The sequence below is a fragment of the Telluribacter roseus genome (genome assembly GCF_017355915.2).
Lineage (GTDB): Bacteria > Bacteroidota > Bacteroidia > Cytophagales > Spirosomataceae > Telluribacter.
Map to the genome: position 1 here is coordinate 362,272 of NZ_JAFEUV020000003.1, position 23,131 is coordinate 385,402.

Below are 23,131 nucleotides of genomic sequence, written 5' to 3' on the forward strand. Positions count from 1 at the left end.
CATTAACACACCACCCGCAGGCTCTGCGGTACGATCTGTACCTCTACTCTATTAGTATCCAACAAGTACGGTTCTCCATCATAATGCACGAGTGCCGGGCCTTCTGTTTCTACCACGGCTTGTGTGACTGGCTCGTAGCTCACATAGGCTGAGGGACACATACCTTTCGAAAACAGGCGGTATACCAGTGTGGTTCCGTACCATTTGGGAAAAGGCGTGATCGTACATTGCTCCAGCATGCCGTCGGTCAGATCGGCCTGCGGGGCTACCCAGGCATTGTTGCCAAACTGACCGGCATTGGCAAAGCTCAGCGAAAAGGCCTGCACAGGCTGGCCGTTCAGCTTATACGTCTGGGGCAGGTAGTTCCAGTAAGCATCCCATGATACCTTCAGATACGCCTCAAAGCCACGTTTGGTATGTTGACTGAACAGATGACTGACGTGCGCATCAAAACCTACCCCGGCTACGCAGAAGTACGGGTTGCCGTTCAGCTGAGCGCTGTCAATGGTAAGGGTTTGGCCGTGTAGTACCCGGTCCAGGGCCGAAGGCAGAGACAGGGGCAGCGCCAGATGACGCGCCAGACCATTGCCGGAGCCCAGCGGCAGTATACCTAGCGGAGTAGTGGTATGTAGCAGGGCCCGGGCTACTTCGTTGACCGTGCCATCGCCTCCTACGGCCACTACGGCTGTCCACTCATTGGCCTTAATACTTTCCCTGACCAGCTCCGTCGCGTGGCTCCGGTACTCGGTAGTAACGGTCCGGACGGCATGGCCTTCCTTTTGAACGTGTGACTCAATATAGGCCGCTACTTCAGCGGCACTCTGTCCCAGGCGGGTACCGGAGCGGGGATTAAGTATGAACAGGTAAGAGCGCTCGGCCACAGATCAGGCAAAAAATAAGAACAGCACCAGGATGAACAGGATAATGAACAGGTAGTACAAGCCATCCACGAATGGGTACTGCTGCCGGTCCAGTTTCTTGAATAAATTATTAAACATAACAGATGGGATGGTTAGGCCGGGTATTACCGGCTATGAGTAGCTTTACAGGTAGTTCCTCTATGAGCCAGAGCCTTTATTCTATATTTGAACATAATTTTACAAAAATCCATAAAATATATGAAAAACCAGCTTGTACTACTAGTGCTTTTGCTAACAGCGGTAGTCGCCAAAGGCCAGACGGCCGACGACCGTACAGCCATACTGGGTATTCTGGACCGCCAGACCCGTGACTGGAACTCCGGAAACATAGCCGCCTTTATGAAGGGCTACTGGGAGTCAGATTCGCTGATGTTCGTGGGCAAAAACGGCGTGACCTACGGCTATCAGAGTACCTACCAAGGGTACCTGAAGCGCTACCCCGACCGGGCTACCATGGGTACTCTGAAATTCGATATTCTGCATGTAAATTTCCCCGGCAACGATGTTGCCTTTGTAGTAGGAAAGTGGAACCTGACTCGTCCCGAAAAAGGAGACATAGGAGGTCATTATACACTACTGTGGCGTCGGATTGATGGTCGCTGGGTCATTGTGTGTGACCATACCAGTTAGCTGAAGATCACCTACTTATGAACTTTCCCCTGTCTGACCTGTTGTAAATAGATGCAGGTTACATCATATTTTACTTCTACTTTTTAGCAACTCATATACAGAAGAGGGTTAGATTGCATTAAATATTAACAATCATAGTAAGTCATATATAAGAATAGTACAATGAAAAAAAGGCAAAAAGGTGAAAAAAGAGCCATGATCAAGAAAGCGATTAGGCCTGTAACTGATCCTTTAAAACCAATAATCAGACCAATCATTAATCCAATTAAAGATCTGGCCGAAAGCGGACGCCTCTCGGGTATTCTGCTGCTCCTGGCAACGGTCATATCCATGACACTAGCTAACTCAGCCGTCGGTGATGATTATATTCATTTCTGGGAACAATATGTAGGGGTGGAGCCTCTGCGAAAGACCATCGACCACTGGATCAACGACGGACTGATGGTGATCTTCTTCTTCTTCGTGGGCTTGGAGATCAAGCGGGAGCTGCTGGAGGGAGAGCTTTCTACGTTCAGGCAGGCCTTATTGCCGGCCGCTGCGGCCATCGGGGGAGTGGCCTTGCCGGCTTTGATATTCGTACTTTTTAATCCCAACGACCCCGAAGTACATGGTTGGGCCATACCTACGGCTACCGACATTGCTTTTTCTCTGGGTATATTGTCTCTGCTGGGCGATCGGGTTCCTTTCTCGCTGAAGGTGTTTCTTACCGCACTGGCTATCATAGATGACCTTATTGCAGTACTGGTTATTGCGCTGTTTTACACCGCCGAGATTGACTCTGCTATGCTGATGTACTCAGCCGGTGTCCTGGCAGTACTGGCCGCCTTGAACTTCTTCAAAGTACGAGTGATAGCACTATATGTACTGATGGGTTTGTTCCTGTGGTTCTACGTGCTGAAGTCAGGAGTACATGCGACCATTGCGGGGGTACTGCTGGCGATGACCATTCCGCTGGACCAGGTAGATGATATAGAGCACGCCCTGTACAAACCAGTCAACTACCTGATCATGCCTATATTCGCCCTGGCCAATACGGCTATCTTGCTGCCAGCGGATATAGGTGGTCTGTTATTCTCATCGTTAAGCCTGGGTATCATAGCCGGTCTGTTTATAGGCAAGCCGCTGGGTATCTTCCTGACGACTTGGGCAGTGGTCAAGACCAAGCTGGTAAAGCTGCCCCTGGGTATGCACTGGCGCCATGTGCTGGGGCTGGGCTTAACGGCAGGTATTGGCTTTACCATGTCTATTTTTATAACCAGCCTTTCTTTCGCCGATCTGGATCTGCAGAATGCGGCTAAGCTGGCCATTATGGTCGGAACGCTACTATCGGGTGTTCTGGGGTTAGTGTGGTTAGCCCGCGCGGACAATCCGGCGACTTCGCCCTACACCGGTGAAGACCTATCGGAGCAGCCAACGGACAATCCCTACCTGGATCCGGAAAAGCAATAAAACAAAAAGAGGAGCGGGTACCCGCTCCTCTTTTTGTTTAGAATCAATGCTGATTATTTACGCTTGAACTCGATAGTGTAACGGTAGGTTTTGCCATCGTCTTCGTCAACCTCGCTGTATGACCATCCCATGGTGGTTTTGTTAACATCCAGATCGTATTCTGAAACGTCGGTGCCGCTGGTCAGAACAATTTTGTTACCTTTTACTTCCCACTTTGAGTTCTGGCCTACACCAAAATCTTCGGCGGCAGCTTCGGCATCCTGACATTCTTTAGGAACATCACCAGTCAGCGTACCATTGCCTCGGAAGTTAAAGGTGATTCTGGAAAGACAGTCGTTTCCTAGGAACAGGTTTATAACCTGGAGGTAGTCAGATACGCCATCCATCGCTGGGTCAACTTTAATGGCTGAGATATTCCAGCTTCCTTCTACGCCATTGCCACCACTTGGTGTTGGATCATTGTCATTGTTACAGGCAACGGTAGCAAAAGCTAGTACGAAAAGCAGTAAGTAGGTGCTACGAAAACGGTACATTAAATTTTTCATGGGCTTATAATTTTTAGGATTTTAAAAATGTGTTTGAAACGCACAAAAATAAAGAGTCTGCTGATATATGAGTACCGTCAGTAACATAAAAGAGTACAAAAGGCTGAAAAACTTAGTGAACGGCAAATAGGATGGAGCAACTACTGGTGCAGGAAGAGGGAGAGCAGTCGCCGGGCGGCTACTACGGGTAGTTCATATCCCTCGCGTACGGCCCGTTCGGTGGCGGCTAGTTGTTGCTGTACCGCCGGATGATTGAGAAAATGGTCCTCCAGTGCGTGGCGAATATAGCTGTACATCCAGTCGAGGTGCTGGGCCTGGCGGTTGCGGGTGAAGTAGCCATTCTGCTGTACCTGCGCGAAGTACTGTTGGATCAGTAGCCACAGCTCGTTGATACCCTGCTTATGTAGAGCCGAACAGGTCACTACCTGGGGCACCCAGCCCGACTCCGCGACCGGATATAGATGCAGGGCATTCTGGTATTCCCGTACGGCCTGCTCGGCAGCTTCCTTAGTAGGGCCATCGGCCTTGGTGATGGCAATGGTATCGGCCATCTCGATGATGCCCTTCTTAATGCCCTGCAGCTCATCACCCGCACCGGCCAGCATCAGCAGCAGGAAGAAGTCTACCATGCCACGTACCAGCGTTTCGGACTGGCCTACGCCCACGGTTTCAATGAGTATTACCTCAAAGCCTGCCGCCTCGCACAGCAGCATGGCCTCACGGGTACGACGTGCTACTCCACCCAGCGAACTACCGGCAGCCGATGGACGTATGTAGGCCAGGGGATCGTGCGAGAGCTCTTCCATGCGCGTCTTATCCCCCAGTATACTGCCCCCCGACCGCTGACTGGTAGGATCAATGGCCAGTACGGCCAGTCGCTTGCCCAGGCTGGTGATGTGCCTGCCGAAGGCTTCGATGAAGGTACTCTTGCCTACGCCGGGTACGCCGGTAATGCCTATGCGCAGTGACGAGCCCGAATGCGGAAGTACCTGCTCAAGTACCTGCTGGGCCAATTGCTGATCGGCCGGAAGCTGGCTCTCTACGAGGGTAATAGCACGGCTCAGGATAATCCTATCTCCAGCAAGTACTCCTTCTACGTAGGCTTCGGCGGTCAGGCGTTTGGGCATAGAGGCTTCGTTTATAACTGGACAGCTAAGAAAGATACAATACGGAGCAGGGTTTGTTTCAGCTATCACATAAAGTACTGCATTGTGAAAGCTATATAGCGAATTTCCTGAATCATAGAAAACAGCAATTGGTCACTGGTCATTGGACACTGGTCACTGTTGTTACTGGTCACTGACCTAAAAAGGCTTTCGCCCACAGAAGGTCCTCCGGCGTCGTGATCTTGATATTCTCGTAAGCTCCTTCTATCAGATGGATGGAGTACCCTGCGTGCTCCAGTACGCTGGCGCAGTCGGTGAAGGTAGGTAGGTACTCGGTATGGAAAGCCTGCCGCATCCAGTCGAGTCGGAAGGTCTGCGGAGTCTGGATCAGGCGATAGGCTTCGCGGTCTACGGCCTGGTTGGTACCATCCGTGTTCACCAGGCGGGCTGAGTCTTTGAGAGGTACGCAGGTAACGGCTGTACCGGCTTCGGCGGCCTTCTGGTACCCGCGGGCGATGATCTCCTGCGGAATAAAAGGCCGCACCCCATCGTGTACGGCTACCAGTCCCTCTTCGGCTGTTATACTTTGCAGTCCATTGCGTACAGAATGAAAGCGGGTTTCGCCACCGGCTACCAGCTGGTAGTCCAGCTCAATAGGGTACTGCTCACAAAGGTCCTGCCACACCTCAAACTGGCTCTCGGGAAGTACCAGCCGGATCGACAGCTGGGCCGAGTACTGCCGGAAGGCCAGCAACGTGTGCATCAGGATCGGGCGACCAGCTACGGCTATAAACTGCTTGGGTATATCACTTTTCATGCGGCTTCCGCTGCCGCCCGCAACGATAATGGCAAATTCTTGCATGGTACAGGTAGGTATATCAAGCAAAAAGTCAGAAGCCCCCGGGGGCTTCTGACTTTTTGATACAGTGAGTTCTGGATTATATAATCAACATGGCGTCGCCGTAGGTGAAGAACTTGTACTTCTCCTTAATAGCTAGCTGATAGGCTTTCATTACCAGGTCATAACCGCCAAAGGCGCAGGCTGTCATCAGCAGGATGGACTCCGGTAGCTGGAAGTTGGTGATCATGGCGTTGCCAATCTTGAAGTCGTAGGGGGGGAAGATAAACTTATCCGTCCAGCCTTCTACCGACTTCAGGTGGCCGCTGGCCGTTACCGACGACTCAATGGCCTTCATAGAGGTAGTACCTACCGCACATACCCGCTTGCCGTTATCCAAAGCCTTATTTACAATGTCGGCACTGCCTTGTGTAATAAAGTAGTTTTCGGAGTCAGTCTTGTGCTTGGTCAGGTCTTCTACGTCCACGTTGCGGAAAGTACCTAAGCCCACGTGCAGCGTAACCGGAGCAAAGTGTACTCCTTTGATCTCGAGGCGCTTCATAATGGCCTTAGTGAAATGCATACCCGCGGTAGGGGCAGCCACGGCACCCAGATTCTGCGCAAATATAGTCTGGAAGCGCTCGCGGTCGGCGTTTTCGACCTTACGGCGGGAGATGATCTCGGGCGGAAGCGGCGTTTCACCCAGCTGATCTACCAGTTTCATAAACTCCTCGTTGGTACCATCGTACAGGAAGCGAATGGTACGTCCGCGGGAGGTAGTATTGTCAATCACTTCGGCTACCAGGTCGCTATCACCAAAGTACAGCTTGTTACCTACCCGGATTTTACGGGCCGGATCTACCAGTACGTCCCAGAGGCGCATTTCGCGGTTGAGCTCGCGGAGCAGGAATACTTCAATCTTAGCACCGGTCTTTTCTTTCTGTCCGTACAGACGGGCCGGAAATACGCGGGTGTCGTTGATCACCATCACGTCACCGTCATCGAAGTAGTTAATAATGTCGCCAAAGGTTTTATGTTCGATTTCACCGGTTTTGCGGTGAACGACCATCAGGCGGGCTTCGCCACGTTCGGAAGGATGAAGAGCAATTAGACTTTGGGGAAGATCAAACTTAAATTCTGATAGCTTCATAGCTTATAGTCAATGGGAGTCAACGGGGCGGCAAAGAGTGCACTTACACAGAATAAAAGCACCTATTGACTGGTTTCTTTATAATTTATATCTTATAAAATGGTATCACAAAAAATAAGACCGCAAAAATAGTCAATTTATTGATACAGTATGCAAGAATACTGTCACTTTTACACATATAGTATACAGAAGGAGAAGCCCGCTGTACTCTTACCAATTACCTTAGAATCCGCTACCGGAGCGTTAGAGGTTGATATGTGGCTATTTATAGTAACCGGATATCCTCAAAATGGTTTATAGGTGACAGCAGTCGACGAATTATACTATACCGCTTCTCAACTAATAAGTTTAGCCTACTCAACCACCATCCGATCTATCTCAGCAATAAGAGGAAGTGAATGGGTGAGGGCAGTGATGATACGCTGGTACTGCATACTATCCTCGCCGGTAAGTGTGTGACCCTTACAATTAACTTGCCAAGATAGCCGTGAAAGCCAAATGGGAATGTGTTGCTTTCATCGATATTTCGTCCGCTCACATTTTACATTACCGTAAGTAGGCTTTGGTGTCGCTATATTTAATGGAATGACCTTAAACTTAGTACCGATGCATTTTCGGCATAATAGCTGCATTCAATTAAATTTATACTTTTATAGGCTATAAACTCTCATCCCTCCTAATTTGATGAAATTCTTTACCGTTCTCTTTTGTATTGTACTATTCCCCCTTCAAAGTCTTAGAGCTCAGCTTGTCAGGCACCCCAATCGCTTCGGTGATCCTATCATTTCAATTCTAGAGGATAATCAGGTACTGTTCCTCGCTACAAAAAATAAAGGAATATTTGTGTCTGATGATAGGGGCATGACTTGGCAGAACAGATGGACCCACCGAGAACTTTACCATGATCAATATTGGCCCAAAGCCGTTGAAATCTATTCAGTTGCACTTTCTGGTAAACGTTTAATAGCGGGAACTGATGCCGGTATTTACTATTCCGACGACCAAGCTAAGTCATGGATTCGGTCACCTAATCCTTTCGAGTATATGTCGGCGTCATCACCGTATGGTTTCACGTCGAGATATCGCAAAGTAATCACACAGGGAGATAATGTTTTTGTATTAGAAACTTTCTATGATCGGATAGATGCTGCAAATGCTACCTACAGCAACCGTTTGCTACGTTCAAAAGATCGTGGGCGTACATGGTCAGTTGTATCACTCCCTAATGGAGCTGTGATCTCTCAGATTGCATGTACAGCAGCTAAACTTTGGGTAGGTGGGCGTTTTGGGCAGCAGGTTACATTGGCGGCTTCCGACAATGGAGGTGAAACTTGGCAGATACAATCCCTTTCCTTTAGTACTGATAATATTAGCAATCTGGCTGCTGAAGGTGAAAGGATACTATTGACCGGAACATCTGCCTGGAAAGACAGCTATGGGAGAATACTTGGAAATACGATCATACTTGGTGTCTCAAATGATGGAGGGAAGAAGTGGATAACGCAGCCTATAAATCAAAAAGAGTATGGTAATCATACTCTTACATTATCGCAGGAACATGCCGTAGTTGCACTTCGTAATAAGATAGCTTATGTAAAAGGTGAGGGCTGGCTACTTGACAGTGCTGGTATCTGGCAGCCCAATGCCTTACCAGAAGGAGGTATGGCAATAATAAGAGATTCATTATGGGTAGGCTATAATAACTACCGGATGGGCTCGGATCAGTACTCATTAAATGGATATCTTTTAAGACGCCCCCTGTCAGAGCTTAATGCTAATCAACTATCACCCCCGGGTCTTATAGAGGCTGATGCCCGATACCGCAACAAAGTTATACTGTATTGGCAGCCTCCACAGCAGCCGCCAGCCACATTTAGGCAAATAATAGAGCGTTCAGTCAATACAACCGGCAACTTTCAGACTATCGGTCAGGTACCAGGTACAGATCAGTCCTTTATAGATATGAAGGCGGTACACGGAGTAACTTACCACTATCGGATACGCACAGAAACTTTGGATGGTAGTAAAAAATCAGGCTATACAAGTACGCTCAAGGTGCCCAAGCCTTCCATTTGTCTCCGACCTGTATACTTAAATTATTTGCAGGACCTACAAATGCCTTCACCTGATACACTTTTCGCGCGGAGCGGATCAGAAATAGTTAGATCTATTGATGGGGGAAAAACCTGGTCAGAACTTCCCTCGTGTTTCTTTTATACCCGAAGGCCAAACCCGCTTACCAGAAAGATTCAAAGTATATCATTCCCAACCTCTAAAGTAGGTTATGCTGTAGTAAATAATCATGATGAGGGGGTAAGAACTGTACTGCTCAAAACCCGTGATGGTGGTGAAACATGGACCTTACAACGTACAAATTCTTATATAAAAGAATTTGATTTAAAATTTGTTGATGAGCAGATTGGCTTCGCCTTGTATAATGATAGTTTTACTGGCGGTTCTGTGCTATTCAAAACTACCAATGGTGGACTTGATTTTGTACAGGTTGAAAAAGCTCCCCGTCTGTTAAGCATCCAGATTCAGAATGGTCTTATTGTTGGCCATACAGGAAATGATAAGTTGGCTTTCTCGGCTGATAATGGTAGTACCTGGACACAAGTAGATAAATTTATCAAATCTGCCTTTTTGCAAAATCAGAAGCAGTGGGCGCTGGTGTCTTTTGATAACCAGTTGGCTCTGTCAGTCAATGTGACTAGTGACGGAGGTAGTAGCTGGAAGAATACACCCCTGCCCTTTACTATTCATGATAAAATTCATCAGATTTATTTCCTGAACGATAAAGTTGGCTTTGTAATAGGGGGGTATGGTTCTCCCAATACAAATAAGCCAGCTTTTATATGGAGGACTATCGACGGAGGTGCAAATTGGGGACCAGTCTCATTTCCACAGCCTGTTCGGGGTGAAGTGAAAGAAATAGCAGCCAAAGGTAATCGTATCTATGTGCTATGTGAGCCTGATAAGAATGAAGGTAATTCACCCAGATCATTATTAGCTAATGTATTGTTTTCGGCAGACCAGGGAGCGTCATGGACTTTTGTTAGCAACATTCATAATGATAATGATTATAACACTGCTTCAACCTCTTTTGCAACCCCGAAGGAAGGTATACGCATTACCAGTCGGTACAATGGCGACATACAGTACAATTCATATTATTACAGAACAATCGATGGAGGAATAAATTGGTTGCGGGTGGACCTGAAGGATAAAGAACCAGTATGGCAAGTAAAATTTTTAGACAGCAAACAGGGTTTTATGGTCGGTCCCAATGTGATCTATATCACACAGAATGGGGGTAAAGATTGGAAAAGAAGAGGTATTTCTGCCTTCTCGGCTACCCGTCCCCCTGCGCAGATCCAGATCATAGGCCAACCCGGTCCACATAAGGGCCACATTCAGTTTGTAAATGCACAAACCTGGGTCATGCAAGCTGATGATAGGCGTCTTTACATCACTACTAATCAGGGAGAGAGCTGGCGGGTACTTTCAACACCCGTTACGCCCAAACATCAACTATTGATTTCTAACGAGAACCTATTTTACTTTCTTAGTGAGAGCTTAGGTTATATAACTGTATTCAGTAAAGAACAAGGGAACCGACTTTTTAAAACAACCGATGGGGGGGTGAATTGGCAGTTAATATCTGAATTCAATCATATACGATTAAACTCTCTTCACTTTCTTACAGAGAAAATTGGCTTTGCTGGACTTAATAGAACAGAAGATGGCGGGAAAAGCTGGTATCCTATAGATCCGGAGATAGTCTATGAAGACTATCATTTTGTAGATAACCAGACTGGATTTCTGGCAGGGAGGTTTTACACCACGGATGCAGGTGAAAGCTGGACATCACTTGACTATCTTAATGAAAATACTATGAGCTGGATTTATTTAGGTAATAACTCTACGCTGACAAATAAAGACTATTTTAACGGATCTAATGATGTTAAGCTGATTCCGGGAGCAGCTCCATGCAATCCCGTAGATATTAGTGGTGAAAGCAATTTCTTCTTTGAAAAGACATCAAAAACATCTTACACTACCAATATATTTGGTGGCAGATCAGATATTGACTTGGAATGGACACTTAGTGGTGGCGGACAACTATCAAGTAGCAGCAACAAGGCAACAATTCAGTGGGACCAGCCAAGTCAAAATAATTCCTATACCTTATCAGTGCGGGCTATCAATGACTGTGGAGAAAGCGAGCCAGTAAGTATCAAGATTACTCCTCAAATCATCATCACTGCACTTGATCAGACAAAGCCTGCGCTATTTAATGTCTTTCCTAATCCTGCAAATAAGTATGTCCAGATTGAAATGCCAGTTGGTTTCAATGCTCAAGTGCAGTGGTATGATGCTACAGGTCGTGAAATCTACTGTCCCGGTAACCCAGTAGAGGGATATCTTATTGATGATCTAGCTCCAGGTATTTATTTATTGAGTATACAGACTGATCGAGCTAAAGAAGTGAAACGTGTTATTGTCGCTAAATAACACATTTTTACAGCCAAGAGTAAAATGCCTTGGTCTTGGCTGTATCAACTTAGATTAGGAACCTCTACCTACTACCATGACTGTCGACTTGCCTTCCGAATAAACATCAAGATTGAAGCGGAATTTGTTATAGTATTGTTCTAGTCTAAAGGCCGATACGAGAGCAAATGTTATTACTCAACTACCATCCGATCTATCTCAGCAATAAGAGGAAGTGAATGGGTGAGGGCAGTAATGATACGCTGGTACTGCAGTATATCTTCGCCGGTAAGCGTGTGGCCCAGGCGCTCGTGGAGCCACTGCTGAGCAGGTTGGTAGCCTCCCAGATACAGGTGCCATACCGGCTCCGGAACTCTCTCGAAATACGTCGTATCATTAATGTAAATGCGGTCCCATTCGTGCCGGATGTTGTAAACTACATAGTTGCCATCCGGAGAGTGAAGCGTAATGGAGGCATTGACTACCGGATCTTCGAGCCGATGAAGCTGCCGGAGCTGTTTACCCAGTTGAACAAGCCGCCAGAAGCTACTTGAGTCTTTGGGCATGGGGATGCGCGAGACGTCCGTTTGATCTATCTCATTGGCCTGCGTAGGGTAGGGGAGACTGAGCAGCACGGCATAGAGGTAGTCATACAGGTCGGTGGAGGAGAAGCTCAGCCTGAATTCCGGACGTACTTCATCGCTGTTGATGAAGCAGACATTCCCTTCGGGCTCTTTTTCTGAGATATAACTTATACCCAGTTTTTCAGAAACCCGTTGTACAGTACTATCAAGTAGCTCCGGATCATCTATAATCTTACGTATAGTGCTTTGCAAGTACAGATCAAGAGACATAGTAGAACAGGCTATTTTGATACGTCAACCTAAGGCCAGAGCATCTATAAAAATAAGGAGAATCCTCAGCGATGCCACCTATTGGAGGCATCGCTGAGGGATAAATACTATGTACTTACCTCCAGATCTGGCGGTTTACTTTCCAGTTGCTTTTTGATACTGTGGGTGTAGCCGACTCGGCGGTAGCAGCAGACGTACCATTCGAGCTCGCGAACAGATGCGCGGTCAGCAGGGCTGCCAGTTCCGCGGCGGCCGGGTCAGAGGCCGGCTGAAGTACCTCCGGTGTAAAGTACTTGCCGACAAAGTGCGTATCAAACTGGCCCGACCGAAAAGCTTCATGGTTGAGCACAAAGCGGCAGAAGGGCAGGGTGGTCTGTACACCCGTGATCTGGTACTCATCAATGGCCCGGATCATCTTCTCGATAGCTTCCGTGCGAGCGTGGCCGTAGGTGATCAGCTTGGCGATCATAGGGTCGTAGTGGATGGGTATCTCCATGCCCTGCTCAAAACCATCGTCTACGCGTACACCATTCCCCTGCGGGCGTACGTAGGTCTGTAAGGTACCTACGTCGGGCAGAAATCCATTGGCCGGGTCTTCGGCGTACACGCGTACCTCCACGGCATGGCCTTTGATGGCAAGGTCCTCCTGCCGGATCTGCAGCTCCTGCCCCTCGGCGATGTGGATCATCTGCTTCACCAGGTCCACGCCCGTGATCTGCTCGGTAACGGGGTGCTCCACCTGCAGGCGGGTGTTCATTTCGAGGAAGTAGAAGTTCAACTGGTCGTCTACGATAAACTCCACCGTGCCCGCTCCGTAGTAGCCGCACGAGCGGGCTACGTCCACGGCGCAGCGGCCCATGGCCTCGCGTATTTCGGGAGTAAGTACCGGGGAGGGAGCCTCTTCGATCACCTTCTGGTGGCGCCGTTGCACCGAGCATTCCCGCTCAAACAGGTGAATGATATGGCCGTGCTGGTCGCCCAGTACCTGTATTTCGATATGCTTGGGCGAGGTAACGTACTTTTCAATAAATACCGATCCGTCGCCAAAGGCCGATATCGCTTCGCTCACCGCCCGGTCCATCTGCTCGTCAAACTCGGCTTCGTTCTCTACAATACGCATACCTTTGCCACCCCCGCCGGCACTGGCTTTGATCAGGATGGGGTAGCCGATCTGGCTGGCAATCTGCTTGGCTTCGCCCCGGTCGGTTATGGCGTCGGGCGTGCCGGGTACCATAGGTATGTTGTACTGAGCGGCGGCGTGCTTAGCGGCCAGCTTGCTGCCCATTACTTCAATAGACTCGGGCGAGGGACCAATGAATACGATTCCGGCTTCCCGAACTATGCGGGCAAACTGCGCGTTTTCTGACAAAAATCCGTAGCCGGGGTGGATGGCGTCCACATCCAGGCGTTTGCAGACATCTATGATCTTATCACCACGGAGGTACGATTCGGAAGAGGCCGCCGGGCCTATACACACGGCTTCGTCGGCATAGCGGACGTGCAGCGCATGGCGGTCGGCTTCACTGTATACGGCTACGGTAGCGATACCCATCTCGCGGGCGGTACGCATAACGCGTAGGGCTATTTCTCCTCGGTTGGCTATTAAAATCTTTTTTATCGGGCGCATCAGGTATGTATGTCGGGAAGATAGATTGAATTATTTACTTTTGAATTTGAACAAAAATAGTATTTGATTTTTTATTTGCTAATCTGCCATTTCTGTGATGGAGCTTCCAAATTGCACTGAAAGCAGACAACGTACAGAAAATAAACGGGATGGGCTGCTATATGTTTGGCGCAGGGAAGGTTAGTAGAAAGCAGGGCTATTTTCTTTAAGTCTCTGGGATATAGTAATGATGGATAGTTTTAGATATTTTTAATAAATTTGCATTTATTTTATTTGAAATACAGGAGTCAACCCCATAAACAATTTGAAAGTGGATATTTTTGAGAAACTACGCGACAACTGGGGCCCGATAGGTACGCCCGCCAAGATGCTTAACAGTCATCATTACTTCTCTTTCCCTATGCTGGAAGGTGATCTGGGACCTCGTATGAGGTTTATGGGACGTGAAGTACTGAACTGGAGCCTTAACAACTATCTGGGACTGGCCAACCATCCGGAAGTGCGTAAGGCTGATGCAGATGCAGCGGCGAAGTGGGGACTGGCCTATCCGATGGGAGCCCGTATGATGTCCGGTAACTCAGTACTCCACGAGCAGTTCGAGAAAGAGCTGGCAGAGTTTGTGGGTAAAAAAGATGCTTTTTTGCTCAACTACGGTTACCAGGGGGTGATGTCGGTGATAGAGTCGGTATGTGACCACCGCGATGTGATCGTGTACGACGCCGAGTCACACGCCTGCCTGATCGACGGTATTCGTCTGCACAAAGCCAAGATGGGTGAGTACTACAAGTTCAACCATAATGATATGGAAAGCCTTGAGAAAAATCTCAAGCGCGCTACCAAGAAGGCCGAAGAAAAAGGCGGTGGTGTACTGGTAATTACCGAGGGCGTATTTGGTATGTCCGGTAAAGTAGGTGACCTCAAAGCGATCGTAGATCTGAAAGATAAATACAGCTTCCGCCTGCTCGTGGATGATGCACACGGCTTTGGTACCATGGGTACTACCGGTGCCGGTGTAGGTGAAATGCTGAACGTGCAGGAAGGGATAGACCTGTACTTCTCTACTTTTGCAAAGTCTATGGCCGCGATCGGTGGATTTATAGCGGCCGATGATCCACAGATCATCATGTACCTTAAGTATAATATGCGTTCGCAGACCTACGCCAAGGCGCTGCCTATGCCGTACGTAGAAGGCTGCCGCAAGCGTCTGGAGATGATCAAGACAATGCCGGAGCTGCGCGAAAAACTATGGGAAAATGTAAACGCCCTGCAGAATGGTCTGCGTGAGCGTGGCTTCAACATCGGCGATACCCAATCGCCCGTGACGCCGGTATTCCTGCACAGCGAAGGAGGTATCCCTGAGGTAACCCGTATGGTACGTGACCTGCGCGAAAACATGGGAGTCTTCTGTTCTATAGTGGTGTATCCGGTAGTACCTAAGGGGCAGATTATGCTGCGACTGATTCCTACCGCCGCCCATACGCTCGAAGACGTAGAGTACACGCTAAACGCTTTTACCGCCCTGGCCGAGAAGCTCAAAAATCGGGTGTACCAGATAGAAGATGCTCAGCCGGTAGCCTAAGTCTTAAAATCCTTTAAATTCGGCAGGAAAGGGCATTTTTTAAAAAAGATGCCCTTTTTTTTGCTTTTTTATCGGGTTTGTTATATTAAGGTAAGTGGCTGTATATCAGCGCGTTGTACTTAGAGCCTTCTCTATTTTGTACTATTTCAAGTGAATTTTTTGCTTAAGCGAGTTGCGGAATTAGTTTTAATTACTAAATTTCGGTCAAAACATGCGTTTTCAGCCTGTTTTAAGCATTTTTCCACTTAAAATAACTATTCTCTTATGGCAAGATTTGATGAAGTTAAGAACTTAGTAATGTCACTGGAAGGTGATTTTGACAAATTTTACAACAAAGGAAATCAGGCTGCCGGAACTCGCGTACGCAAGGGAATGCAGGATCTGAAGACTTTGGCTCAGGACATCCGTTCTGAAGTACAAAATATGAAGAACACCGAAGAAAAGTAATCCTAAACCTAAAGGTTTTTGGTAGGCCCGACGGACTCGTCGGGCCTATTTTTTTTGTCAGAATTTTTCGCGGTGCATCAGGGTAGCTACCCCCTTGGTCGTCAGCTTTCGGGTGACCGCGTCAAAAATCTCGGTAGAGATTTCAGCCGTATGTTTATCGGGATTGATACCTATTATAGTAAAAACAGCTTCGTAGTCTGTTTCTACAAACATAGGCCGCATAAACTCGAGGGTCTGCTTTAAGTACACGGAACCGTATCCCGGAAACTGGGTACCCAGTACTTTGGTAAAGACGCTGGCGCCGAGCATACCATGGATAATGGGACGCTTGAAAGCAGTAGTAGCGGCAAATTCGGCATCAAGATGCAGCGGATTATTGTCTCCGGTTACTCTTGCAAACTCCTCAACGTCAGTCTGTGTAAACCGAAACGCATGGGAGAAGGAAGCGTTGAGTGCAGGTTCTATTTCCATACAATACAAAATGTTTTTCGAATAAATAGTAACGGGTGTAGCCCCAAAAATCGGGTAAACTATCCGGTCAGCCAAATTTAGGGTTCTGAATTGTCCGGGAGGAGCGTCTGGTTCATCTGATGTGCAGCAATAACTTTTCAGAACCTCGGCGGAATACCTACCTTTGCACCTCCCTTTTACTAATATACTATGTCTGGAGAGAGATCTTCTGTGATTATTTAACTACTACTGCTTGCTCATGTTGTTCTGGCATACCCTTTCTAAATTTATCCTCCGCAACCGTGCCTGGCTGGCTGGCCTGGTGATCCTGTCTACTGCTTTTATGGGATACAAAGCCAGCAGCATCCGGCTCTCTTACGAACTGGCCAAGATACTACCCACCAGCGATCCTAACTTTCAGCTGTACGAACAGTTCAAAGCACGCTACGGCGAGGATGGCAGTGTGATGGTGATTGGTATCGAGACCGATAGCATGTACAGCCTGCCGCTGTTTACGGACTGGTATGAGCTCAGCCGGGAGATCAAGAGCATCGACGGCATCAAGAATGTACTCTCCAACGCGGACCTGTTTCAGATTGTCCGCAACGACAGCCTCAACCGCTTTGACTTCAAACCACTCACCACGCAGAGGCCCACCACCCAGGCCGAAGTAGATACCATCGCGGCCAAAATCGCGGCCATGCCTTTCTACCAGGGCTTTGTGGTCAGTGAGGACGGCAAGGCGCACCTGATGGCCGTCACCTTTGATCAGGGCAAGCTCAACAGCAAGAGCCGCATTGATATCGCCAGGCAGATCAAGGCTATAGCGCTGGAGTTTGGTGAGAAAAACGGACAGGAAGTACACCTGTCGGGTATGCCTTACATCCGTACAGAGTTCATGTCGAAGGTAAGCAAGGAGATGAGCCTCTTTATGGGACTGGCTTTCGGCGTTACGGCGCTGATTCTGCTCCTGTTTTTCCGGTCGGTAGTGGTGGCACTGGCGGCAATGTTTGTCGTGGGGCTGGGGGTCGTGTGGTCGCTGGGGCTGATCGGTATCTTTGACTTCCGCATCACGCTGCTGTCGGGGCTTATTCCTCCGCTGCTGATCGTGATCGGTATCCCCAACTGTATCTTCCTGGTCAACAAGTACCACGAAGAGTACGCCCGCAGTGGCGATAAGTTCCAGTCGCTGGCACTGGCGGTTGAAAAGACGAGCCAGACGGTATTCTGGGCCAACGTCACTACCTTTATTGGCTTTGGCGTATTCTGCTTTACGGGTAGTGCGTTTCTGTCGGAGTTCGGGTTGGTATCCTCCTTATCGGTCATGATCACTTATGCCCTTTCCATGATCATGATTCCCATTATTTTCAGCCTGCTGCCCCCACCTTCGCCCCGCCAGATGGGGCACCTGGAGTCGCGCCGGATCAATGCCTTCCTGTCGCTGGTAGGCACTATCGTGCGCGACAGGCGGCCGGTTATCTATACCGTAGTGACCCTGCTGGTGCTGACCTCCCTCTACGGTATGACCCGCATCACCGCCGTGGGCTACGTGGTAGATGACCTGCCGCAGAACGATCCCATCTTTACCGATCTTAAATTCTTCGAGAAGCACTTCAAAGGCGTGATGCCCTTTGAGGTGTCCATTGATACGCAGCGTCCGGGGGGAGTACTTGACCCTACTACCCTGACCAAGATTCGCCTCATGCAGCGGGAGTTCGAGAAGTACCCCGAGATCACCCGGCCGCTCTCGCTGGTGGAGGCTATTAAGTTTTTCTACCAGTCGTATCGGGGAGGAGACCCTAAGTACTACCGGGTGCCCGGCGCGCTCGAGCTTAATAAGCTGGCGGGCTACGCCTCTACCTTCAAGGGCAAAGAGAGCCAGTTTAAGGGATTTATGGACAGTACCCGTCGTTATACCCGCGTCAGCTTCCAGATTGCCGACGTAGGTACCCGCCGCATCACCGAGCTGTACAACCAGCTGCAGCCCCGGATGGATACGATCTTTAACTACGACCAGACTGCTGGTACCTGGGTACCTAAGGAGGAGCGCATAGAGGCGCAGCTAACGGGCAACAGCGTAGTGTTTACCAAAGGCAATGATTACCTCAAGCAGAACCTGCTCGAAAGTACCGTCCTGGCCGTAGTACTGATATCGCTGATCATGGCCTTCATATTCGGCAACCTGCGGATGATCCTGATTGCCATTATTCCCAGTACGGTACCCCTTATCATCACGGCGGGGCTAATGGGCTTCTTCGATATTCATATCAAGCCTTCCACCATCCTGATATTTAGTATCGCCTTTGGTCTGTCGTCGGATGGTACCATCTACTTCCTGACCAAGTACAAAGACGAGCTTCGCACCGGGCGCTACAGCATAGCCGACGCCGTAGCCCGTACCATCCAGTCGACAGGTATCAGTATGTTCTATACGGCTATTATCCTGTTTGCGGGCTTCTCCATCTTCGGCGCCTCTACCTTTCAGGGTACTGTAGTACTGGGTATACTGGTGTCCATCACGCTGCTGATGGGGATGACCTCTAACCTGATCCTGCTGCCGGCGTTCCTGATGTCGCTGGATAAGCGGATGCAGCGGCGAGAGGCTCGTAAGAAGGCAGTGATTTAGGCTGTAACTAAGACTTAATAAAAGGGCAGGTACTCAAAAAAGAACCTGCCCTTTTACTTGATAGAATATTTAAAATAATTTAATAACTAAGTAATACTTCATAATAAATATCTATTTTTGGAAAAGTACTCTCAGGTTACTACCTGATTTCTTACCACAGCTCTTAAACTCTATCATTTTTCAAAATCAAGTATATGAAAAAGCAGTTACTGGTTTACTTACTGGTGCTTTTGGCCAGCACCAGCTATGTAAAAGCCCAGAAGACCCATTGGTTTAGCGAAGGACTCGGGGCTGGCCCCTGCCACACGTACGGCCGGGAAGCCCTGTACACTGATCAGCTCGCGTACCAGCTCTACAACGGTACCCTGGCCAAACCCGCCGAGGGAGCCGTACTACTCAACGACCAGCAGGGAAAGCCGGTTACGTGGCAGGCTGTGAAAGCCGATACCGCGCACCGCTTCCGGAGCAACGCCTTCTCCAATGGCTATCTGTATCTCACCTATAACTCTCCCAAAGCGGAGACTGCCCTGCTTACCGTAACTGGCCATGATATGGTGTATGTCAATGGCGCTCCCCGCGGGGGTGATATGTACCGCTACGGGTGGATGCACCTGCCGGTACAGCTCAAAAAGGGACAAAATGAGATCTATGTACGCGTAGCCCGCTACGGACGCTGGGGCGGTATCACCGCCCGGCTGGAGTTCCCGGAGAAGCCCGTTATGCTGAGCAAGGCGGATATGACTATCCCACACATAGTACCTTCTGAGTCCAACGACTCACTCTGGGTAGGTATGGTAGTGATGAATACCACTGACAAACCTCTAACGGGTCTGCAGGCGGTGAGTACTTTGCAGGGACGTGAGGTAGTAACTACTCTGCCTGCCATAGCTCCCCTGACTACCCGTAAGGTAGGTTTCAAAGTCAACGCCAGCAATGCCCTCTCCGAAGGAAAGCATACCGCTACCGTGAGCCTGCGGCAGGGCGGCAAAGTAGTAGACCAGAAAGGATTCGAACTGGAGACCATAGAGAACGGCAAGCATTACAGCCGTACGTTCGTCAGCCACATCGACGGCAGCGTGCAGTACTACAGCGTGGCACCCCAGCAGAAGCCCGATGGGAAGGCACCGGCCTTGTTCTTCTCGGTACACGGGGCCGAAGTAGAGGCCATTAACCAGGCCCGGGCTTACAAACCGAAGGACTGGGGCGTACTGGTAGCGCCTACCAACCGCCGTCCGCGCGGCTTCAACTGGGAGGACTGGGGCAGGCTGGATGCGCTGGAAGTACTGGATATCGCCAAAAAGAAATTCAACCCCGATCCGTCGCGTATCTACCTGACGGGCCACTCCATGGGTGGACACGGTACCTGGTTCCTCGGCGCTACCTACCCTGGCAACTGGGCGGCTATAGCGCCCTCTGCGGGCTATCCGACCCTGGCTGCCTACGGCTCCCACGATGGACAGATACCCGATCAGGCCCGCTCACCGATGGAGGGTATTCTGCTGCGCGCCAGCAACCCTAGCAATGTACTGGCGCTGGCTACTAACTACAAGCCGCTGGGCGTGTACGTCGTGCACGGCGATGCCGACCCCGTAGTATCGGTAGAGTACGCCCGCCAGATGCGGAAGCTGCTTGGTACATTTCATACGGACTTTAGCTACTACGAGTACCCCGGTGGCTCGCACTGGTACAGCGATGAGAGTGTAGACTGGGCACCGCTCTTCCACTTCTTTAGCTGGCACCGCATTCCTAAAGATACCGCCGCTCTTGCGATTGATTTTACCACGGCCAATCCGGGCATATCGGGTACCATGCGGTGGGCTACCGTCCACCAGCAGGCTTCGCCCCTGCAGTACAGCCGCATTCAGCTGAACCGGGACAATAAGAAAAATACAATAACGGGTTCTACCCAAAATGTGGCCCTGCTGTCGCTCAACCTGAAAGGTTTTGCGCCAAGGGATACCGTAAAGGTGACGCTGGATAGCCTGCAGACCATCAACTACGTAGTCAAATCAGCGGGAGAAACGCTTTACCTCAGGAAAGGCAGCCAGTGGCAGACTGCTACCGCGCCGGATGCCCGTCAGAAGGGGGTACACCGCTACGGTACGCTAAAAGAGCCTTTTAAAAACCGAATGGTATTTGTTTATGGTACTTCGGGAACTAAGGAAGAAAACGCCTGGGCCTTTAACAAAGCCCGCTACGATGCCGAGACATGGTACTTCCGCGCCAACGGAGCCATTGATCTGGTAGCTGATAAGGATTTCAACCCGGCCAACTACCCTGACCGCGGTGTGATTATCTACGGCAATGCCACCAGTAACTCGGCCTGGAACAAGGTACTGGCGGATTGCCCGATCAAGGTACAGAAGGGAGAAGTAGTAGCCGGTAACACCCGCTTTACGGGCGACGACCTGGGTGCTTACTTCGCCTGGCCCCGCTCCGACAGCCGCACCGCTTCCGTAGCCGTGGTGGCGGGTACGGGTCTGAAAGGGATGCAGGCTGCCAACGCCAACCAGTACTTCAGCGGTGGTAGCGGCTTTGCTGATGTCATGATCTTTTCACTGGATATGCTCAAAGACGGGATCAAGGGCATCAAGATGGCCGGCTTCCTGGGCAACGACTGGTCGGTAGAGCAGGGCGAATTTGTAACGAACAAGTAAACTATTCCTACCCCTATAACCAGGAAGGCGGCTCCCACGGGAGCCGCCTTCGCTTTTATCTGTATTCTAAACTTCTTATTACTGAATACCTCCCATCCACTTCTTAATGGGTTTGTAGAAGAGGAGGAGCAGGATACCAAAGCCGGCCGCAAACAGGAACACCTGGTTGAACAGGGCAGGCATCTGCTGTACGTTTTCTTCGTCGAAGTTTCCGGCAAATAGACCCGCGATAAGGTTACCCAGCGAAGCCGCCACAAACCAGATACCCATGAGCTGGCTTACGTACCGCTTGGGTGCCAGCTTGGTGTAGGTACTCAGACCCACCGGGCTGAGGCAAAGTTCGCCCAGCGTATGCAGCAGGTACGTAAATGTCAGGAACAGGGGAGAAACCAGTTCGCCGGTTACGGCGTTGTTAGCCGCCAGCACCATCACTCCAAACCCAAGTCCCAGCAGGATCAGACCAATGGCAAACTTGACGGGCGTAGATGGGTTGATGTTACGATGCGCCAGACCTACCCACAGGCTGGCCAGTACCGGAGCGAACACCAGGATGAAGAAGGGGTTGAAGTTCTGGAACCAGCTTGAAGGGATTACCCAGCCGCCAATGCTACGTTCGGTATGACGTTCGGCAAAGATCTGCAACGAAGAGCCCGCCTGCTCGAAGCCCGACCAAAAAAGAGCCGCCGCCAGGAAGAACACGATCAGTACCCCCACGCGCTTTTTCTCTTCGGGAGTCAGACCACCCGCTACCAGGATGTATATAAAGTAGAAGAACGACACCGAAACAATGATGATACCCGCTCCCTGGGCCAGTCCCTGCGCTGTGGTAAGGTCAATGGCGCCGGTGATCTGAAGAATAGACAGGAACGCCACCATGAGAGCGATGATTCCGTAGCCGATGATGCGCTCGTTGGTAGAGCCGGTAGCTACCGCGGTAGTATCCTGCGGTGCCCGTACCGGAGGCTCTCCTTTACCCTGCAGGTACTTGTTGCTACCGTACCGGAATACGATCAGACCCAGGAACATACCTACGGCCGCCGCTCCAAATCCCATGTGCCAGTCGATCTTCTGACCCAGGTACCCAACTACCGTAATACCCAGGAAGGACCCCAGGTTGATACCCATATAAAAAATAGAGAAAGCCGCGTCCCGACGGGCTCCGCCTTCGGGGTAGAGCTCACCTACGATAGAGCTGATGTTGGGCTTAAGCAAGCCGGTACCCAGGGCTACCAGGGCCAAACCCAGGTAAAAAATAGCCGATCCGGCGGGGATAGCCAGTACAATGTGGCCCAGCATAATGACGATACCGCCGTACCAGATCGCTTTCTTCTGGCCCAGGATGTTGTCGGCCATCCAGCCACCCGGCAAGGACAGCAGGTATACCGAAGCGGTATAGAGACCATAAATAGCGGCCCCCTCGGCTTCGTTGAGGCCCATGCCCCCCCTTATATTATCTATCAAGAAAAGAAGCAGGATAGCCCGCATGCCGTAGTAGCTGAAGCGCTCCCACATTTCGGCGAAGAAAAGCACATAAAGCCCCCGCGGGTGTTTCTGCTTTAGTGGTGCTTCCATCTGCGTTACAGTTGATGCCATACGTTATACGTAGAGTTTTCGGTTGATGAGTACGATTAGTTTTAAAAAATAAATGTTTGCAAGATAGGAATATTGGTCCAATATGTAAGCCGTACAGCATAGCCCGTCTGCTAGTATGCACCCCTGTTCGTATACCCGGTAAGGAGTACTTTTAGATACATGTAAA

The 23,131-nt window shown here is 49.8% G+C and carries 16 protein-coding genes; 7 read left to right on the plus strand and 9 right to left on the minus strand.

Annotated features, from left to right (window positions below):
• Positions 1–2: 2 nt before the first annotated feature.
• Positions 3–881, minus strand: a complete 879-nt coding sequence (locus tag JTN23_RS07715) for a diacylglycerol/lipid kinase family protein (RefSeq protein WP_247233557.1) — start codon at positions 879–881, stop codon at positions 3–5.
• Between the two features lie 237 nt (positions 882–1,118).
• On the opposite strand from JTN23_RS07715, the gene JTN23_RS07720 reads away from it, so the two are divergent.
• A complete protein-coding gene (locus JTN23_RS07720) occupies positions 1,119–1,550 on the plus strand; it encodes a YybH family protein (protein ID WP_247233559.1) in 432 nt (143 codons plus the stop codon).
• Positions 1,551–1,712: 162 nt separating this feature from the next.
• Complete coding sequence (nhaA, locus tag JTN23_RS07725; protein WP_247233560.1) at positions 1,713–2,999, plus strand: Na+/H+ antiporter NhaA; 1,287 nt, start codon at positions 1,713–1,715, stop codon at positions 2,997–2,999.
• 53 nt (positions 3,000–3,052) lie between these two features.
• On the opposite strand, the gene JTN23_RS07730 is transcribed toward nhaA, so the two are convergent.
• The 4 genes from JTN23_RS07730 to queA form a co-directional block, all read right to left on the minus strand.
• The gene (locus tag JTN23_RS07730) at positions 3,053–3,532 is read right to left on the minus strand and encodes a hypothetical protein (protein WP_247233563.1); all 480 of its coding nucleotides are present in this window, start codon (positions 3,530–3,532) and stop codon (positions 3,053–3,055) included.
• A gap of 152 nt (positions 3,533–3,684) precedes the next feature.
• On the minus strand, positions 3,685–4,671 hold the full coding sequence (gene meaB / locus JTN23_RS07735; protein ID WP_247233565.1) for a methylmalonyl Co-A mutase-associated GTPase MeaB: 987 nt from the start codon (positions 4,669–4,671) through the stop codon (positions 3,685–3,687).
• A 169-nt stretch (positions 4,672–4,840) separates the two neighbouring features.
• Positions 4,841–5,512, minus strand: coding sequence for a 2-C-methyl-D-erythritol 4-phosphate cytidylyltransferase (locus JTN23_RS07740; protein ID WP_247233567.1), 672 nt, complete (start codon positions 5,510–5,512; stop codon positions 4,841–4,843).
• Positions 5,513–5,588: 76 nt separating this feature from the next.
• Complete coding sequence (gene queA, locus JTN23_RS07745; RefSeq protein ID WP_247233569.1) at positions 5,589–6,638, minus strand: tRNA preQ1(34) S-adenosylmethionine ribosyltransferase-isomerase QueA; 1,050 nt, start codon at positions 6,636–6,638, stop codon at positions 5,589–5,591.
• A gap of 684 nt (positions 6,639–7,322) precedes the next feature.
• Here queA and JTN23_RS07750 point away from each other — a divergent pair.
• Positions 7,323–11,153: a T9SS type A sorting domain-containing protein gene (locus JTN23_RS07750; RefSeq protein WP_247233571.1), complete on the plus strand. Its 3,831-nt coding sequence runs from the start codon at positions 7,323–7,325 to the stop codon at positions 11,151–11,153.
• 173 nt (positions 11,154–11,326) lie between these two features.
• Here the strand turns inward: JTN23_RS07750 and JTN23_RS07755 are convergent, their stop codons facing one another.
• Both JTN23_RS07755 and accC read right to left on the minus strand, forming a co-directional pair.
• Positions 11,327–11,986, minus strand: coding sequence for a type ISP restriction/modification enzyme (locus JTN23_RS07755; protein ID WP_247233573.1), 660 nt, complete (start codon positions 11,984–11,986; stop codon positions 11,327–11,329).
• Between the two features lie 115 nt (positions 11,987–12,101).
• A complete protein-coding gene (gene accC / locus JTN23_RS07760) occupies positions 12,102–13,613 on the minus strand; it encodes an acetyl-CoA carboxylase biotin carboxylase subunit (RefSeq protein WP_247233576.1) in 1,512 nt (503 codons plus the stop codon).
• A gap of 310 nt (positions 13,614–13,923) precedes the next feature.
• Between accC and JTN23_RS07765 the strand changes: the two genes are divergently transcribed.
• Both JTN23_RS07765 and JTN23_RS07770 read left to right on the plus strand, forming a co-directional pair.
• On the plus strand, positions 13,924–15,192 hold the full coding sequence (locus tag JTN23_RS07765; protein ID WP_247234108.1) for an aminotransferase class I/II-fold pyridoxal phosphate-dependent enzyme: 1,269 nt from the start codon (positions 13,924–13,926) through the stop codon (positions 15,190–15,192).
• Positions 15,193–15,456: 264 nt separating this feature from the next.
• Entirely contained in the window at positions 15,457–15,639 is a 183-nt protein-coding gene (locus tag JTN23_RS07770) for a histone H1 (protein WP_247233578.1), read from the plus strand.
• Positions 15,640–15,696: 57 nt separating this feature from the next.
• Here JTN23_RS07770 and JTN23_RS07775 read toward each other — a convergent pair whose 3' ends face one another.
• On the minus strand, positions 15,697–16,110 hold the full coding sequence (locus JTN23_RS07775) for a MaoC family dehydratase (RefSeq protein ID WP_247233581.1): 414 nt from the start codon (positions 16,108–16,110) through the stop codon (positions 15,697–15,699).
• A gap of 238 nt (positions 16,111–16,348) precedes the next feature.
• On the opposite strand from JTN23_RS07775, the gene JTN23_RS07780 reads away from it, so the two are divergent.
• The gene (locus JTN23_RS07780) at positions 16,349–18,715 is read left to right on the plus strand and encodes an efflux RND transporter permease subunit (RefSeq protein WP_247233583.1); all 2,367 of its coding nucleotides are present in this window, start codon (positions 16,349–16,351) and stop codon (positions 18,713–18,715) included.
• 194 nt (positions 18,716–18,909) lie between these two features.
• Entirely contained in the window at positions 18,910–21,372 is a 2,463-nt protein-coding gene (locus tag JTN23_RS07785) for a carboxylesterase family protein (protein ID WP_247233585.1), read from the plus strand.
• Positions 21,373–21,450: 78 nt separating this feature from the next.
• Here JTN23_RS07785 and JTN23_RS07790 read toward each other — a convergent pair whose 3' ends face one another.
• Positions 21,451–22,965 carry a peptide MFS transporter gene (locus tag JTN23_RS07790; protein WP_409049435.1) on the minus strand — a complete coding sequence of 505 codons (1,515 nt, stop codon included), beginning with the start codon at positions 22,963–22,965 and terminating at the stop codon, positions 21,451–21,453.
• Between the last annotated feature and the right edge of the window lie 166 nt (positions 22,966–23,131).